General features: G+C 62.3%; 14 protein-coding genes, 1 tRNA gene and 3 pseudogenes. 3 read left to right on the top strand and 15 right to left on the bottom strand.

What is annotated here, in order from left to right; translation table 11 throughout:
• A pseudogene (locus WDW90_RS28525) lies at positions 1-88 on the top strand (IS5-like element ISMex42 family transposase); the annotation flags it as partial.
• Between the two features lie 365 nt (positions 89-453).
• Here the strand turns inward: WDW90_RS28525 and WDW90_RS28520 are convergent.
• Positions 454-1,669: pseudogene (locus WDW90_RS28520) on the bottom strand (IS91 family transposase).
• A gap of 177 nt (positions 1,670-1,846) precedes the next feature.
• Between WDW90_RS28520 and WDW90_RS28515 the strand changes: the two are divergent.
• Complete coding sequence (locus WDW90_RS28515; RefSeq protein ID WP_336490876.1) at positions 1,847-2,128, top strand: hypothetical protein; 282 nt, start codon at positions 1,847-1,849, stop codon at positions 2,126-2,128.
• Positions 2,129-2,722: 594 nt separating this feature from the next.
• Here the strand turns inward: WDW90_RS28515 and WDW90_RS28510 are convergent.
• The 12 genes from WDW90_RS28510 to WDW90_RS28460 all read right to left on the bottom strand — a co-directional run bounded on the left by WDW90_RS28510 (position 2,723) and on the right by WDW90_RS28460 (position 12,569).
• Entirely contained in the window at positions 2,723-3,253 is a 531-nt protein-coding gene (locus tag WDW90_RS28510; RefSeq protein WP_336490875.1) for a hypothetical protein, read from the bottom strand.
• A gap of 163 nt (positions 3,254-3,416) precedes the next feature.
• Positions 3,417-3,740: a hypothetical protein gene (locus WDW90_RS28505; RefSeq protein WP_336490874.1), complete on the bottom strand. Its 324-nt coding sequence runs from the start codon at positions 3,738-3,740 to the stop codon at positions 3,417-3,419.
• A 164-nt stretch (positions 3,741-3,904) separates the two neighbouring features.
• Positions 3,905-4,408: a hypothetical protein gene (locus tag WDW90_RS28500; RefSeq protein WP_336490873.1), complete on the bottom strand. Its 504-nt coding sequence runs from the start codon at positions 4,406-4,408 to the stop codon at positions 3,905-3,907.
• Positions 4,405-4,656 carry a DUF6074 family protein gene (locus WDW90_RS28495; protein WP_336490872.1) on the bottom strand — a complete coding sequence of 84 codons (252 nt, stop codon included), beginning with the start codon at positions 4,654-4,656 and terminating at the stop codon, positions 4,405-4,407. The genes WDW90_RS28500 and WDW90_RS28495 overlap by 4 nt, the downstream gene beginning before the upstream one ends.
• Positions 4,657-4,667: 11 nt before the next feature.
• On the bottom strand, positions 4,668-5,123 hold the full coding sequence (locus WDW90_RS28490; RefSeq protein WP_336490871.1) for a hypothetical protein: 456 nt from the start codon (positions 5,121-5,123) through the stop codon (positions 4,668-4,670).
• The gene (locus WDW90_RS28485; RefSeq protein ID WP_336490870.1) at positions 5,120-5,293 is read right to left on the bottom strand and encodes a hypothetical protein; all 174 of its coding nucleotides are present in this window, start codon (positions 5,291-5,293) and stop codon (positions 5,120-5,122) included. Before WDW90_RS28485 ends, WDW90_RS28490 begins: the two co-directional genes overlap by 4 nt.
• Positions 5,294-5,375: 82 nt before the next feature.
• Positions 5,376-5,567, bottom strand: a complete 192-nt coding sequence (locus tag WDW90_RS40895; RefSeq protein ID WP_431311140.1) for a helix-turn-helix transcriptional regulator — start codon at positions 5,565-5,567, stop codon at positions 5,376-5,378.
• 89 nt (positions 5,568-5,656) lie between these two features.
• On the bottom strand, positions 5,657-6,307 hold the full coding sequence (locus WDW90_RS28480; protein ID WP_336490869.1) for a hypothetical protein: 651 nt from the start codon (positions 6,305-6,307) through the stop codon (positions 5,657-5,659).
• Positions 6,304-7,614: a tyrosine-type recombinase/integrase gene (locus tag WDW90_RS28475; protein ID WP_336490868.1), complete on the bottom strand. Its 1,311-nt coding sequence runs from the start codon at positions 7,612-7,614 to the stop codon at positions 6,304-6,306. Before WDW90_RS28475 ends, WDW90_RS28480 begins: the two co-directional genes overlap by 4 nt.
• Before the next feature lie 1,384 nt (positions 7,615-8,998).
• Entirely contained in the window at positions 8,999-10,318 is a 1,320-nt protein-coding gene (locus WDW90_RS28470; protein WP_336490867.1) for a dihydrolipoamide acetyltransferase family protein, read from the bottom strand.
• Position 10,319: 1 nt separating this feature from the next.
• A complete protein-coding gene (locus WDW90_RS28465) occupies positions 10,320-11,333 on the bottom strand; it encodes an alpha-ketoacid dehydrogenase subunit beta (protein WP_336490866.1) in 1,014 nt (337 codons plus the stop codon).
• Positions 11,334-11,336: 3 nt separating this feature from the next.
• On the bottom strand, positions 11,337-12,569 hold the full coding sequence (locus WDW90_RS28460; RefSeq protein ID WP_336490877.1) for a 3-methyl-2-oxobutanoate dehydrogenase (2-methylpropanoyl-transferring) subunit alpha: 1,233 nt from the start codon (positions 12,567-12,569) through the stop codon (positions 11,337-11,339).
• A 1,321-nt stretch (positions 12,570-13,890) separates the two neighbouring features.
• Between WDW90_RS28460 and WDW90_RS28455 the strand changes: the two genes are divergently transcribed.
• Positions 13,891-14,157 carry a hypothetical protein gene (locus WDW90_RS28455; RefSeq protein ID WP_336490865.1) on the top strand — a complete coding sequence of 89 codons (267 nt, stop codon included), beginning with the start codon at positions 13,891-13,893 and terminating at the stop codon, positions 14,155-14,157.
• A gap of 261 nt (positions 14,158-14,418) precedes the next feature.
• Here the strand turns inward: WDW90_RS28455 and WDW90_RS28450 are convergent.
• Both WDW90_RS28450 and WDW90_RS28445 read right to left on the bottom strand, forming a co-directional pair.
• Positions 14,419-15,053 (bottom strand): annotated as a pseudogene (locus tag WDW90_RS28450) (Maf family nucleotide pyrophosphatase).
• A gap of 407 nt (positions 15,054-15,460) precedes the next feature.
• A tRNA-Gly gene (locus WDW90_RS28445) sits at positions 15,461-15,581 on the bottom strand.
• Between the last annotated feature and the right edge of the window lie 235 nt (positions 15,582-15,816).

Below are 15,816 nucleotides of genomic sequence, written 5' to 3'. Positions count from 1 at the left end.
TGCCATCGCAACCCGCTACGAGAAGACAGCTTCAAGCTTCATGGGCGTTCTCTCGCTCGCAGCCGCTCTGGACTGGCTCAAGAGCTAACAGGCCGTAGTGTGAGGGCCTTCGGATGCTGGCCCGTGCGCGACGGTACTAGCGCGGCTGTGGGGCCAGCGTTCGAAAACTTCCAGGAGAGGACACTGCTGGACGGTGAGGCTCCGGCGACGCTGCCGTAAACTATGGGGATTCAACGCGAGGCGCGAGCGTCCGACAGTAGTCCGGTGTTTGGCTCGCCGGTGCCGGCGATGTCCTGACTGGCTTGCCCGATCGAACTGCGCCGTCGCCGTGATGCGGATTGGGTGCTGTTGAGCGAGCGGCGGAGGCCGGATCGGGCCCGAGAGCGTGAGCGTGGCGGGCCGATGAGCCCGCGATGTGGCAGCCGAAGTTCGCGATGGTGTCCAGGGCAGCGGTCACGACGTATCGATCCAGATGATGCACGAGCAGGTCAACGGCGTCTGGCTTCGGCGAAAGCGCTCGACGATGTCGCGGCCTCCACCGCAGTAGGGACTGGTGGGCTCTGAGGGGGCCGTCGCTGGGGTGCCGCTATCAGCAGCAGGCTCGGGCTCAACCTCGCTCGCAGATGGCGCGCTCGCGAGCAGCGCTCGGATCGTGGCGATAGTCGTCGCCCGAGTCGCGCTGGCGAACAGCCCATAGTGGCGGATGCGATGGATGCTGTCGGGCAGGACGTGGAGCAGGAAGCGTCGGATGAACTCATCCGGTCCCGCGTCATGGTCTTGATCCGCGCGCTGTCCCTCCTGCCGGCCCAAGCGCGAGAGTCCTTCCAGCGGAACGTGACGCCCCGCTCGTCCATGGCGAGGAGCCGGCTGTTGGTGAGGGTGACGCGATGCGTGGAGCGGGATAGGTAGGCGAGCACACCCTCGGGGCCGGCGACGGGGCGCTTGGCGTAGACGACCCACTCGGCCCGCCGCAGCGGGGTCAAATGGGCCGCGAGGGCGTCCTGCCTCGGCGAGCGGCGCAAGCTCACCCTGGGAGGCGAGACGCCCGGCGTAATGCGCCTTGGCTAGACGATCGAGGAACAGCCTGCGGAACAGACTCAACAGGACCCGTACGGGCAGGAAGAAGCCCGGCCGGCAAGCGATCCATCGTCAGCCGTCCGGGGACAGGCCGCCGCCCGGCACGACGATGTGGACATGTGGGGGGTGGGTCAGGGCCGAGCCCCAGGCATGAAGCACGGCGGTGAGGCCGATCCGGTCACCGAGGTGCTTCGGATCGGCCGCAAGGGTGAGGAGCGTATTGGCGGCGGTGCGGAACAGGAAGTCGTAGACCACAGCCTTTTCCCGAACGCGATGCCGCGACCGGCGCCGGCAGGGTGAAGACGACGTGGTAGTCAGGCACTGGCAGGAGGTCGGTCTGACGTCGCTCCTGCCACGCCCGTGCGGTCTGGCCCTGGCACTTTGGACAGTGCGGGTTGCGACAGGAGTTATAGGTGATCTGGATGTGGTCGCAGCCCTCGCAGCGTGCGACACGACCACCAAGCGCTGCCGTGCGGCAGGCTCGGATCGCTCCCATGACCTTGAGCTGGCCGCGGCTCAGGCGATGACCCGCCACGTAGGCGTCGCCATGCCGGTTCAGGATGTCAGCGACCTCGAAAGAAGGGCGCGCCACGCCAACCCACCCTTAGCCGCGGCGGCCGCGTGGTGCTGATGGTGTGTTGAGGAAATGCCGAAGTGCATAGATGGCTGCGCCCAGGCTCCACGGCCGTCCATCGCCTGTCGCAGCCCGAAGCAGTTCGAGCCGAATGTTAACGCCGAGCATCAGGCGTCCGCGCCTGAGATCGCGGCCATGGCGCTCGACCAGCGCTTCAGGATCCAGTCCAACAGCAGCGCCAATTTCATCGTCGCGCGCACCATATGCGGCGAGCGCCATCACGCACCGCCTCTGCCGACCCAGTTCATCATCCGGCAACTCCTCGATTTGCTCACGCACCAAAAAGGCCGGCTTCGGCACCACTGGAGGCCGCCGTTTCCGTCCGGCTCCAGGTCTGCGGCCACCGTGCGCATTCGACATCGATCCGCCTCTCTTGATTTCCAAATTCTTGGTCCCGGAAAAAATCTCCGCGAATGAAACCCGGTGCGGTAGGCGCCTTTAATTTCCCAGACTTTTCCTACCCCCCAGGGCCTCGAACGAGTTCGTAGTCAATGCTTTGCTCACCACCGCGTGGTGGCGTCGGCAGAGGGCTTCGCGGGGCTGATGGCCGGCTGGGGTGCAGAGCACAGATGATATGTTGCGACCTTCGGCTTGGCAGCGTGCACACCATGGATGTGCCTCGCGGAAAAGCGCATCAGAAAGGCGCCGCTTCTCCTGGCGGCGACGCACTGACCAAGTGTGCTGAGACATCGTTTTACTCGCTTGGGAGTTGTGGCGCTCAAGTCAAAGCGGATGGCAAAGCGTGGAGCGCCGGAGTTATTCGGGGCAGCGGAGACGCCGCGCTGGCCAGATCAGGCGGCCTGATCAGCGCGGTGAACGGATCTAATGAGCGATGCTGGCGGCCTCATTCCGAGGATGAACCGGAATGGTCGGCCCGAACGATTCGACCGCTGAAATTCGCGAGCGGAATCAGCACTGCGCCAAAGACTTCATGCGCTCGATGCCGATCTGGAGGACTCGCGGGCTGTCCTCTGTGCCTTCATGCATCTGAGCCAAGCCAACGATGGTCCCTCAGACGTGCCCGCCCTGGCTGATCGCCCTGTGCGGGCTGATGGCGCTCTTACGGCGGCGTTCCACGATCACGGCCGGTTTGGATGCCGGCTCAGGGGCGTTGGGGATGGGGTCGGTAGGCGACGGAACAGCCGCGACCTGCTCAATCTCCGAAGTGGCCGGCGGCATCACCGTGCCGACCTGCCGGAATACCGCAAATTCGCCGCCGGTCCGCGCCGCGAGAACTTCCGCTTGTGCCTCTGCCTCCTTGAGGCTGCCGTGCTCGAAGGGGCAGCGGCCGATCAGCGTCAGGCGTCGGCCCTTCTTGGCACGTCGAAGAATGAAATAGCCGCCTCCAATCGTCTGCGCTGGCTTTTCAGCTCGCGGTGCAAGTGAGGGAACGGAGTTAAAATCAGGCATGTTAGCGTCTCCAAATTCAGGCAAGGGAAAGCACTGAAAGGCGTGCAGCAGAGGCTCGGCGGGTTCGGCGGTGATCAGGGTGCGACCGGCCTTCGAAGAGACCTGCTGCCGCACAGAATCCACGGGGCGCATAACCTGCACTCGCCAGCGTGACTGGACCGAACCCGCCGGTGATCGCGCTCTCGAACGGAAAGGGTGATATTCGTGATCGTGACCACGCACCTTTCTCCGGATTGCGGTGGTGAGGCCGAGGAGTGTGAGCAGGGGCAGGCACTTCCTTGGCCATTTTCTCCGATCAGAAAGGAAGGTCTTTGTAGTCGTAGGCTGCCGCTTGCTGCTCTTTGGCTGTCACGTATTTCGCGGCTTCGTCATAGGAGGCGCCCTCAGCGGGCACGTAGCCCAAGCTCACAGCGCGCTGGAAAATCTCGGTATTCTCGAAAAGGTCGAGGTATTGTCCGAAGCATTTTCCGAGCAATTCACGCATCCCATGCGCATCCGAGTGGGCGCCATATCGTTCCGAGTCGATCTGTCGGGCAGCGACGAATAGCGCTCTCGCGATCAGGTAATCCTCACGCCCATTCGCGCTGCGAAACCCAACATCTCTTTTTCCCTTCGGCATAGCTTTCTCCTCTCCTCGATGGCGCGAGGTCGCACAGCCGCGAATCCCACGGCCGATCTCGAATTGGTGATGGCTGGATAGGGAGGTGTGGCGCTCGCTGCGCTCTCTCCCTGGTAGATTAGATGTGTACCTCTAGCGGGACTGTGAAAGGGCCAAATCCTGTTTCACAGTGCGCCTTGAGGGACAGCTCTAGGCTTATGTGCTCCATACAGTCCCCGGTGAGGGACACCCTGTCCCGTCTGAGAGGCACCCTGTCCCTCTCGCGGTACCGTGAAACTGCTTCCTTCTCTCCAGCTGGCGAACTCCTTGCTGGCGAGCTGGCCAGTGACGTCGCAAACGTGCTCAGTCAGCCGCCATTCGCTCGCCTTTCGATCCTTACGATTCTCGAAGCTCCCGCAGATCATTCGCTCGATGAATCCGTGCTCCTGCAATTCCCGGAAGAGAGCGGCCGTCGTGTTTTTGCTGAGGTTCAGTGCTTTGGCTGCTTGACGGGTCGAGAAGACGATCCGGCCGTTGTTGATGCCTTTGTATTGCGCCTTTAGCTCGACATAAAGCGCCCTTGCTTCCGCGCTGAGGTGTTTCCACGCAGCTGTTTCCATGAGCCAGAGGGGCAGTGACACGAAGGGAGCACGCTTACTCGAATTGCCCTTGTGATCGGGTCCTTTCATGCCGCGCCCCCATGGCTGATGAGAAGCCGCCAGAGGTGGGCACGAATAGCGCCTTCGTAGGACGCTACCTCTGAGCGGATCAGAGGCTCAGCGACGCCCTTCTTGCGAAGGCTATCCTCTAGGCGTCGAAGCTGCTCACGCAGGTGCCCCTCAGCGTGGTTGGCCGGCACTGTGGTCATGTAGCCGGCCGTCCTCTGGATCTGTGGAAAGCGCCGGGCGAAGCGGAAGGGAAGTACGACCGCGGTCATATACTCGCTCCTCATCGGGTTTCCAGCTCGCCAGCGAAATTCTGGCTTACCGCCTGATAAGCGGCGCACACCCCCTCATGAAAAGAACGCTCACGAATTCTATCTACAAGTGATGGATTGACGATAGGAGATCTACGTTGTTCCTCTAGTTCACTCTGGATGCACTCTGAAAGCTCCTTCGCGGCAGTCGAATACAGATCCGGCAATACCGGCTCATACGAATCAACCAAACGAAACAGCTCCTGCATATGCGGCGGGAGATCGTCTTTGATCGCTAGAGTATAACTGCATATTTCTGATAATCTGCGCTCCCTTCCGAAAAATTCAACCATCGGTTCAGGATCATAATCGCGCTTTCCATTTTCATCGACGAACGATCCCCACGTCCGCTGATCCTCGTTCCATCGTCTCCATTCAAGGTAGGCAACAACTGCTATGTGGAACGCTTCGCGAAGGTTAGCGGTCATATCACGCGCTCCTGCTTCTCGATCCACGCCAGGATGGTGCTGCGGCGAGCGCAGATCGTGCCACCGAGCTTGAATGTGGAAAGACCGAGTTGATCACTCGCGTGGTAGACACGCTGTCGGTCCGGCTCAGACGCATCGCCGAACACATGCTCACGGTCGGCCTCAAGCATCGCCCCGGGCGCCTGCGTAACGGGTTAGCCTGAGGACGGATGGTGCGGACGGACCCGCAAGCGAAGGGTGGAACTTTGGCAGTCATCCTGTCGCCCGCTCGCGTGAGGAAAGCCATGCCTCGATGTCTCTCAGGCGCCATCCGACGCGGTGCTCAGTGATGCGGAGGGGCGCGGGGAAGCGACCATCCTTGATCAGTAAGGCGCGTACACTTCGGGCCAGCCCGGTAATTTCCCGGACCTCCCGCTCTCGAACAATGCGATCGATCGTTGTCATGTGAACCGTCCCGTTTGTTCTGGACGGCCCCACAATGCCCAGAGGCGTTCAGCCTGTGACGTTGCGCTATTTCGGCTCGGCGCAGCGAATTAGCCCCCGAAAACGAGGGCATCTATCGGATCAAGGCCGCGCTTAATCATCTTTGCTCGCGCTCTTAGAAATGCATCGAAGGCAGCAAGATCTGGTATAAGTTTTGGAAAGGCGAGCACAGAAAAAACCTTCATAAACTCGACCCACGGCCCGTTGATACTGGACTGGTCGGCAGTTCTGCCGAAGCCCGCTTGGCATTTCGTTTTTTCTTCATAAATTCGTGTGGCAATCTCCCAGCTAATGCGCCTGCCAGCATCGCCCTTCGGACCTCTAGGTGTCTTCATCTTGGCTGCGATGTTCTTGCAAAGGACGCCAGCTCTGACAATTGCAAATAAATGTTGATCGGCGAAGGGATTTCTATCATCAGTCAGCGAAATTGGAAGATCGTTGCTGACAAGATTTACGCCGATGGCGGCATGGTCTCTGACTTTCTCTAGCTTCCTTGCGAGCTGGATGCTCACAACTGCGATTTCGGCGAGATCATTCTTTAGATCTGCCGATGGCACAACGTTGCTGACAGAAAGATCTCGCCATTCAGCAGCGGCCGCCTCGCATCTTCCGCGGGTCGAGGCATCATCCTCGTCGACACCGAGGATCGCGGCAATTCTCGCCCAAGCGATGCGGTTGGTGTTCTGGTCGTCGTGAGTCACGCATGCACTCCGACGAACGGCACAATGGATGCGCTGGAATGCTCTACGGAGAGCACAGCTCGCAGATGTCGCTCCCAAGCGTCAAGCGCGATACGCTTCTCTCGAAGCCGCTCGTACCGATCATAATGAGCCTCGTGAACGTCGCCCCAAGTATGGGCGAGAACGGCTAGGCGATCCTCACGGGGGATGCGAAGCTCGGCTAGCCGCGTCGCTACCGTCCGCCGCAGATCGTGCGGAGTTGGGGGATCCGACTGCAACCTGCGAACGGTATAAGCATCATTTCCCTCTGGTTCGAGGCCGGCGATAACACGCCCCATGGCTTGTGACAGCGAGTGCCGCGCGAGCCGCTGCTTGTCGGCATAGCGGCTGACGAAGACGAACCCTTCGGCGCGATCGTCCGCCTTCAACGAAGCTGTGATGAGGTCGAGCGCCATCGAGGGAAGGGGAACCACGTGCGGTCGCCGCGCCTTCATTCGCTCTGGCGGAAACTCGATGCGCGCATCCTTCGGACGACCAAGGTTCACAAGCTCGCTCCGCTGAAGCCCGGCAATCTCGCCAGGGCGCTGCCCGAGAAGCATGAGGACGCGAAGTGCTGAGACGACGCTCGCTGAGAGCGGGGCGGTATCCAGGGCCCGCCAGAAGATGCGAAGTTCGTCATCTGTGAGGGTGCGCGTCTTACCCTTTCCCTCCTTGGCTGGCTTCTTCACGCCGACCATGGGACTAGTGTCGAGCAGGCCCTCGTCCACCGCCCAGGAGAAGAGCTTCGCCAGCACCGATCGGGTGCGGTTCGCGCCGACAGGCGTCCGCTCCTTCACGTCGAAGAGCAAGCGGGCAGCGTCTTGCTTCGTGATGGCGCTCGCTGGCCGGCGGCCCCAAGGCTCCCGAACGTGGCGGTTCAGATATCCTGCGTCATTTTGCCACGAGGCTTTCTCGCGCTTGGCGTACTTTTCGACGTAGAAGTCGGCTAACTCCGCGAACGTGAGCGCCTTCCGCTCCTCCTCGGCACGACGCTCCTGAACCGCCGCAGCGTGCTCGGCCGACGGATCAGCGCCATCGTCCACCTGCATCCGGATGCGGTTTGCGCGTTCCCGCGCATCTGACAGGCTGACGGTAGGATACGCGCCAATCCGCTCCCGCCGCTTACTGCTGCCACCCTGCGGCGTGTAGCGCACCGTCCACGATTTCAGGCCTGTAGGCATCACACGGAGGCACAGGCCGGCACACCGCGTGTCCCAAAGTTCGAGGATGCCGTTTGAAGGTGGGGCCACAGCCTTCACCCGCGCGTCGGTTAGTAGCTCTTTCGGCATGGACCCAGCCCCGCGGCGTTGGACCCAACAGCCGACTAGGGCTCGCGTTTGGGTCTGATTTGGGTCCAAAAGGCCCGGACTGTGCCGGACCGTTTGGACCCATTTTGCACAGGATGCGGTGAGGCGGCCTGAAAAAACAAGAGCTTCTGGACCACTCTGACTAATACGGGACGGGTGCGGCAGTTCTGGGGGACTAGGGGTCGGAGGTTCGAATCCTCTCGCTCCGACCATCAAACCCTTTGAATTCAAAGGGTAATCCCGGTCGGCAGTTTCTTTGGCTGCGCCGTTTCTAACGGCGCCGACGGGCCGGAATCGGCATAGAGCTGCACCCAAGCACCCACATTTTTACCCACAGCTGGTTCTGAAACTTCCCGCGTCACGAGAGTACGCGGGAGCGCACCATTACCGAGGCCGAGAATGCCGGCGCCAACCTCGGCCACATCCGCTCGGCTGCGGCGCACGCCCAGGCCGCGACCACGCAGCGCTACTCGCGGGGCGCGGTCGGCAAGGCGCGCCGGGTGGCGGAGATGCGGCTGGCGTACCGGCAGGCGCAGAACGAAGCGTGAGCGAACCGACGAGCTCGATGTGACTTCAGCGGGCTGACGAGCATCGTCGACCTCCCGGCTCGCCGCAGTGGGCTTTTTGCGTTCGCGGCAGCCATCCCTACAGCGACGCCAGCTGCCACTCTCCCGCGCAGCACCGACTTGCCTGCGCGACTTCAGCCCGACCGGCCCAGCCGCGGCGGGTTTTTCGTGCCGGCTCATACCTTCGCGTCGTGACGCTCATCCTGAAGGTTGTCGCGACCGCATGGCCGTAGACGCAATGCGCGTGCAGTCTACTGGCGTGAGCCCAGCCTAGCCGCCCAGGTCTCACCGCCAAGGGAAGCCCCGCGGACTGAGCACCCGTGGGGTTTCCCCATGCACCTCGCACTTCACCGTTGCGAACGCCATCACGCGCTACGGGCTCACGATAGGACCGTCAGGCACAGACACCACCGGCGGACATCATCCCCGATCGATGCCGGTGGGGGCTTTCCGCCCAACGTGCCTCGCCCCGCAACTTTGGCTCGCGGGGCTCTTTGTTGTCCCGCCGCGTTTCACCTGCGTGAGTGTGAAACCCGGTGCGCCGTAGCATCCTGAGGCTGTCAGGATGATGGTCCTGACGTGGTGCCGCCGGCGCGTCCTGACCCACTTCTGCGTTGGCGGTGAGTTCTCCCAGATTAAAACCACTCGCCCCGCAGCCTCACGGCTCGCGGGGCATTTCGTTAGCGGCGATCAACGTGGTGCCGCCCGCAACACTCCAGCCTACGCCGGTGTCCGAGTCGCCCGGTCGCGCCAGCGAAGCAGGTACTGTGGGCATGCTTCCGACACGATGCGTTGGCGACTTAAGCCTCCACAAAGATCAGCGCCGGAGTCTCTAGAAGCGACTTGATGCGCTGGATGAATGCAGCTGCATCATAGCCATCGATGACGCGATGATCGAAGCTGGACGACAGGTTCATCATCTTGCGTGGGATGAATGTCGCCCCGCTCCATACCGGCCGTACTATGATCCTGTTGACGCCGATGATCGCGACTTCGGGATGGTTGATGATCGGGGTCGAAGCAAGGCCGCCAAGGGCGCCGAGTGAGGTGACGGTGATGGTCGAGCCGCCCAATTCCTGTCGCGACGCCTTGCCCGCTTTGGCCGCCTCCGCGAGGCGGTGTAGCTCTGCCGCACAGCTCCAGAGATTCCGCGCCTCCGCATGCCGGACCACGGGCACGACGAGGCCCGAAGGCGTCTGCGTCGCGATGCCGATATGCACGCCACCGTGTTGGTGGATGATGCCGGCTTCGTCTTCATAGAGCGCATTCATGTGCGGCTGTTCGGCAACGGCTCTCACCAGGGCCCGCATTAGGAGCGGAAGCAGCGTGAGTTTTGGTCGGTCCGCTCGCCTGTTCGCGTTCAGCGTGGCCCTCAGGTCCTCCAGTGTCGTGACGTCAATCTCCTCCACATAGGTGATGTGGGGAATGCGCGAGGATGCGACCGCCATCTTCTCCGCGATCCTGCGGCGAACACCCGTGACCTTGATGTGCTCGACCGATGTATTGGGGACGAGGTTGGGTGTTCTGGCCTCTTGCGCACCACGGGCTAGATAGGCGTCCAGATCTTCGTGGGTCACGCGGCCCAAGGGGCCGGAGCCGTGCACCTGCCCGAGATCAATCCCGGCTTTGCGTGCCCTGAGCCTCACAGCCGGCGAGGCCATCGGCTTCTCGCCCTTGCTACGCGCGCCTGACGAGCCCTTCCACTGGGTCTCGGAGACCTGACTGGGGTCCGTCGATGCAATCGATGTCGAGCTCTCGGCAGGCGGTTCGCCGGCGCAGCCGAGCCTGTGGTCGACAGCGCTAAGCCCGGCTTGTACCGCTCCGGACCGCGCACCGCCGGCGGCCAAGTCTCCATGAGTCTCACTACCGTTGCTCTCGGCATCCATCGACAAACGGATCAGGGGAGCACCCACAGCGACCACCTCGCCGATCTTGGCTCCCAGCCAAACGACCTGTCCCGTCACCGGCGAGGGGATCTCCACAGTCGCTTTGTCGGTGGTGACATCGGCCAGCACGGCGTCCTCGCGGACGAATTCGCCCACCTTCACGTACCACTCGGCCAATTCGGCTTCAGCGATCCCCTCGCCAACATCGGGCATAGTGATCACGTGCTCACCCATGTCAGGCCTCCACCGTCTCGAGCAGCGCGCGCCCGACCCGATCCGGACCCGGGAAATAGTCCCACTCCTGCGCGTGCGGATAGGGCGTGTCCCATCCGGCAACACGCGCGATTGGCGCCTCGAGGTGGAAGAAACAGGTTTCCTGGACGAGTGCCGCCAGTTCGGCGCCAAACCCCGAGGTCAACGTGGCCTCGTGGACGATCACACAGCGGCCGGTTTTGCGGACAGAGTCCACGACTGTGTCGAGGTCGAGCGGGAGAAGAGTGCGCAGGTCGATGATCTCGGCGTCGATGCCCGTCTCCGCAGCGGCCGCTTGCACGACATGCACCATCGTTCCGTAGGCTAGAACGGTCACGGCCGTTCCCTCACGGACAACAGAGGCCTTGCCGAGCGGCAAGGTGAAGTGGCCGCCCGGCACGTCGCTTGCCTCGTGCTTCGACCACGACGTGACGGGACGATCGTGATGCCCGTCAAAAGGTCCATTGTAGAGCCGTTTCGGTTCAAGGAAGATCACGGGATCCGGGTCCTCGATCGCGGCGATCAGGAGCCCCTTGGCATCGTACGGGTTCGACGGCACGACGGTCTTGAGGCCGGCGACGTGGGTGAAAAGCGATTCCGGACTCTGGCTGTGGGTCTGACCGCCAAAGATGCCGCCGCCTGTCGGCATCCGAATGACCAAGGGGCAGGTGAATTCGCCATTCGAGCGATACCGCAGCCGGGCGGCTTCCGACACGATCTGATCGTAGGCCGGATACACGTAGTCGGCGAATTGGATCTCGATGCAGGGCCGCAGGCCGTACGCGGCCATGCCAACAGCCGTGCCCACGATGCCGGACTCGCTGACCGGCGTGTCGAAGCAGCGTGACGTGCCGTATTTCTGCTGGAGGCCGTAGGTGCAGCGGAATACACCACCGAAATAACCGACGTCCTCGCCGAAAATCACGACGGTCTCATCACGCGCCATCATCACGTCCATTGCATCGCGTATGGCCTCGACCATCGACATGCGCGGCATGGCCTAGACTCCCGCTCGCTGACATTGCCGGAGCAAGTGCGGTGGCATTTCGGCATAGACGCCCTCGAACATCTCCTGTGCCGACGGCCTCGCCCCAGAATGGAGCGTGCCATAGCTCTCCGCCTCCTTTTGCGCAGCGATCACCGTATCGAGGATCTCGGCTTCCGCCTGCTTGTGCCGCTCCTCGGACCATAGCCCGCGTAGGATCAGGTGGTTCTTCAACCGGATGACTGGATCTCCAAGAGGCCAGGCGTCGGACTCCGTCTTCGGCCGGTAGGCCGATGGATCATCCGAGGTCGAATGAGCGCCCACGCGGTAGGTCACATACTCCACGAGCGTCGGCCCGAGATTGCGTCGGGCCCGCTCGATCGCCCACTTCGCCACGGCGTGGACAGCGAGGTAATCGTTGCCGTCCACCCTGAGCGATGGAATGCCAAAACCTAGGCCTCGTGCTGCGAAGGTCCCAGCGCCACCTCGGGCAATGCCCTGAAAGGTCGAGATCGCCCATTGATTGTTGACGATATTGAGCACGACCGGGGCTTTGTAGGTCGAGGCGAAGACGAGTGCGGCGTGAAAATCCGACTCCGCCGTTGAGCCGTCCCCGATCCAAGCAGCCGCGATCTTCGTGTCATTCCTGATCGCGGAGGCCATCGCCCAGCCAACGGCCTGTATATACTGTGTAGCGAGGTTGCCGGAGACGGTGAAAAAGCCATGCGCCTTCGAAGAGTAGAGCACAGGTAACTGGCGACCCTTCAATGGATCTTTCGAATTCGAGTAGATCTGACACATCATCTCAGTGAGCGGATACCCGCTTGCGATCAGAAGCCCTGCCTGGCGATAGGTCGGGAAGTTCATGTCACCGGGTGAGAGCGCCTTCTGGAAGGCGCAGCTGATGGCCTCTTCACCGAGGTGCTGCATGTAGAAAGACGTTTTGCCCTGCCTCTGGCTGAGGAGCATCCTGGCGTCGAAGGTTCGCAAGATCATCATGTGGCGCAGGCCTTCGCGGAGCTCATCGTCGCTGAGCAAGCCGGACCACGGCCCGACGGCCTCACCTTCCCGGTTGAGTACACGAATGATCGAGAATGCCAGATCGCGGATGACTTCAGAACCGATGTCAATGTCGGGACGCGGCACCGCTCCAGCCCTGGGAATCTTGACGTTAGAAAAATCTGGGACACCGCCCGGCCGCACCGCTGGCTCCGGAACATGGAGCGTCAAAGGTTGGAAATCGTCCATTGCTTGTTCGCTCTCGCACATGAGGGTCTCTGGGCGAGCTGCTCCTCGGGCGAGGCGGAGCTCGTGTTAGTGTCCGCGGTCCAAATCCCGCTTTGGGAGTGGTTTTCTGGCTTTGCCGCGGTCCGGACAAGGAGAGCCGTCTTTTCCCTCAGCCAGGAACTGAACACCCGCTGCGGAAACCGCCCTGTTGGATGAATCTCACGGAGCACAGGCACCTGACACAAACAGCAGCTACGGGGTGAACTACACTCGCTTGAGTGAGGACGTTCAAAATAACATAAATTAGCGATGGTCGATCTGGATATCATGACAAGATCACACCAACAGATATATTCATTAACATCAAAAGATGTAAAGATAGAAATAAATTAGATCCGATTTCTTAGAAATGTCTATGCATTCAATCTCGCCGGATGGTGCAGACGAGCCCGGCAGATATGCAATCGTGCGGTCGTGGCAGTAGTAACTAGCATCGACAATGTGAACTCGCACAGCAATCCCTCGCGGCGTAAGAGGGTAGGACCGCGGGTTCGGGTCCAGCTAAGATCGAAGGTACTCTGATTGTTGAACTTCGTCCATCCTGCGGTGCATCTAACCTCCGCCTGGCATTATCGAGGAGTCACCCGTATTGATTAAAGCCTGCTCGGCCTTGAACCGCTTCCGTGTGCGGACGTTTCGCCCCTCCTGACGGGAAGGAGCGAGGCTGGGTAATGCGGAGTGCTCGAAGCTGGCGCCGTTGATCGAGGCGTGTCGACCCAGGAGCAGACGCCGCCCCAGGATCTGCGCCACATGAGCGCTGCATTGCCTGCAGGGTTGTGATCACATGAGCGAATTGCGTCTCCAGCATGTAGACAATGGATCTATGGCCAAGCCCTGTGTTTGGTCCATACAAAGTGAAGAAGTTGGGGAAGTCAGAAACTGAAAGCTCGGAGTAAGCTTGTGCTCCGCGTGGTGTTCTGATGGAGGGATCGATGATGCACCTGAGGCAGTCAGTCCGCTCGTACTACGACCATCTGTGCTCGTGGATCGCAGCATCAGCCGCGAGGCACGAAGCCGAGGCAGAGCGCCTGCGGGCGGAACTCGCCAAACAACTCGGAGGGGGGCGCAGGCAGGACTGCTGAGATCCTGCCCGCAGCCAGGCTTGTCCGCTGACCGAAACCAACCCGAACAGTCGGGCTGTGGGGAGGTGGCGGCGCTGTGTGCTGCGGGATGCCTCAACGGACAGGCCGAGGCCCCGTTGTAGGCTTTCGCACCTACCAACGCCTACGACCGCGCGAGGCCGCAGGTCGGATATGCTTCGTGCCGCTCAGGAGTGCTGCAGATGGCCCTACTCATCCGTGAGCTTCAACGATCCGCCAAAGAGGCTGTCACCAACGACGAGGATCGGTGGCGGCTGGTCTTCGACACAGACACGAAGCGCCGCTACGTCGAGCATGAGTGGCGGCATTCTGAGGCGCGGGAAGCTGGCCGGTCAGGCCAGGGGAAGGAGCAGATCGAGATCCCGGACTACCTCACGCAGGCGGGGCAGACGGCTGGGCATCGCGAACTCTGGCGGCTCATTCAGGCGCTCTTTGGCGAGGCGCACTGACCGACACGCTTGCTGGTTTCCGAGTCTCGCCATTGCTCTCGGTCGGCTTCAAACGCTTGCCGCTGCACATCTCGGGGCGCAGCATCGGCCGGCGCCCTGGATCGAAGCAGCCAGAGTGGCAGGCACCGGCCGTACACGTTCATCCCCCGAACGATGAACGGCCGGTGCCCCTGCCCTGAACCTTTCTGAGATGCTGGGTTGAGTCTGTGCCGGGCTTCCTTCCGACACAGCCCGGCTCGATGGCGCGGGTTTCAATCGCTCTCACATTCGAGCTTCCTCGAGCTCCCGCCCCACGGGGAAGCCTGCTCCTTCGAGGAGGGCGACGGTCTCATAGACAGGCAGGCCCAGGACCGCGCTCTGCGATCCCACCAGCTTGACGACGAAGGCGCCGGCCAATCCGTCGAGGGCGTAGGCTCCCGCCTTGCCGCGCCACTGGCCCGAGGCGATGTAGGTCCGGAGCTCCGCAGGCGAGAGGCGCTTGAACCGCACGCGGGTCTCCAAGAGGCGCTGGCGGAGCTTGTCGGCCGGCGTGATCAGCGAGATTGCGTGTAGACCCGGTGTTGGCGGCCCGAGAGCAGTCGCAGGCATGCCACCGCCTCCTCGGTGAGCTCGGCCTTCGGCAGCCCGCGTCGGCCCACCGCCACGACGGTCTCGGCGGTCAGGAGCCATGCGCCTTGCAGGTCCTCGCGCTTCCGCGCCGCTTCGCGCACCGCCTCCAGTTTCGACCTGGCAAGCCGGCGGGCCAGTTCGCGTGGCGACTCGAACCTGCGGGGCGTCTCGTCGACCTCGGTCGGGAGCAGGGCTGCCGGCTCGATGCCGACCTGCTGCAGGAGCTCCAGACGGCGCGGGGACGCGGACACCAGGACGAGCCGGGCGGGCGGCGCATCTGGCGCCATTGCTTGAGTTGACGACGAAGCGGTTCCGACGCTCTTGAGCATGCACCCACGACGGCCGCCTGCCGCTCCTGCTGCACTCCCGTCGACGCATTTTGGGGCGCGGGCGCCGTCGGGAACACGACGGTACCGGACGGTTGTCGCCGGAGCCAGCATGCCGATTGCCGACGAGGAGCCCGGCAGGTGGCCGCCTCACCCTTGCCATCGCCACGAGCGCACGGTCAGGGCTTCCGAGCCACGCCTTCTAATGTGTCCTGGACGCAGGCACCGTCGGTCTGTGTCTGCAGCGACACTCGCCTGACAGCCGCGAGCGGGCACGCATGGGGAACGGCGGGGAACACCATGGGGAACATGGGGAACGCCCCGACCGTTCAGGTCGATCGGAACACCAGCGGGATCAGTGGGTTAGGTGGAGCGGGCGATCGGGATCGAACCGACGACATTCAGCTTGGGAAGCTGTGGTTGAGCTTTGATTTTGCTGAAACGTGTTCCCCGCAGCCGTCTGACGCTGGGCACACACCGACCACCCGCTCTCCCCGGAGATCAGGTCCCGTGTGGCCGTGCCGCATCAGCTGAATAGGCTCATGTCGCCCAGTGCCGTCTCGGCCATTCGGCTGGCTACCCCAGCCCGCCGAAACGTGCTGTTAAGCTTCCGTTAACCAGCAGAGCCGGGCCACTCGGGTCGGAGCTGACGCGAGGAGCCGATGTCGCTGATCCACACCAGTCTTGCCCGCGCCGTACGGCTCGCGCTCGCATCCGGGTGCCT

The sequence above is a fragment of the Methylobacterium nigriterrae genome, from assembly GCF_037106235.1.
GTDB classification, from domain to species: domain Bacteria; phylum Pseudomonadota; class Alphaproteobacteria; order Rhizobiales; family Beijerinckiaceae; genus Methylobacterium; species Methylobacterium nigriterrae.
Note: the sequence above shows the minus strand (reverse complement) of the source record. Positions and strands in the feature narration are given on the sequence as shown.

Coding starts and splice junctions, on each gene's coding strand:
- WDW90_RS28515 (WP_336490876.1), top strand. CDS start 1,847: ATGGCGCTCGACCAGCGCTTCAGGATCCAGTCCAACAGCAGCGCCAAT.
- WDW90_RS28510 (WP_336490875.1), bottom strand. CDS start 3,253: ATGCGCCCCGTGGATTCTGTGCGGCAGCAGGTCTCTTCGAAGGCCGGT.
- WDW90_RS28505 (WP_336490874.1), bottom strand. CDS start 3,740: ATGCCGAAGGGAAAAAGAGATGTTGGGTTTCGCAGCGCGAATGGGCGT.
- WDW90_RS28500 (WP_336490873.1), bottom strand. CDS start 4,408: ATGAAAGGACCCGATCACAAGGGCAATTCGAGTAAGCGTGCTCCCTTC.
- WDW90_RS28495 (WP_336490872.1), bottom strand. CDS start 4,656: ATGACCGCGGTCGTACTTCCCTTCCGCTTCGCCCGGCGCTTTCCACAG.
- WDW90_RS28490 (WP_336490871.1), bottom strand. CDS start 5,123: ATGACCGCTAACCTTCGCGAAGCGTTCCACATAGCAGTTGTTGCCTAC.
- WDW90_RS28485 (WP_336490870.1), bottom strand. CDS start 5,293: ATGCTTGAGGCCGACCGTGAGCATGTGTTCGGCGATGCGTCTGAGCCG.
- WDW90_RS40895 (WP_431311140.1), bottom strand. CDS start 5,567: ATGACAACGATCGATCGCATTGTTCGAGAGCGGGAGGTCCGGGAAATT.
- WDW90_RS28475 (WP_336490868.1), bottom strand. CDS start 7,614: ATGCCGAAAGAGCTACTAACCGACGCGCGGGTGAAGGCTGTGGCCCCA.
- WDW90_RS28470 (WP_336490867.1), bottom strand. CDS start 10,318: ATGGGTGAGCACGTGATCACTATGCCCGATGTTGGCGAGGGGATCGCT.
- WDW90_RS28465 (WP_336490866.1), bottom strand. CDS start 11,333: ATGCCGCGCATGTCGATGGTCGAGGCCATACGCGATGCAATGGACGTG.
- WDW90_RS28460 (WP_336490877.1), bottom strand. CDS start 12,569: ATGGACGATTTCCAACCTTTGACGCTCCATGTTCCGGAGCCAGCGGTG.
- WDW90_RS28455 (WP_336490865.1), top strand. CDS start 13,891: ATGGCCCTACTCATCCGTGAGCTTCAACGATCCGCCAAAGAGGCTGTC.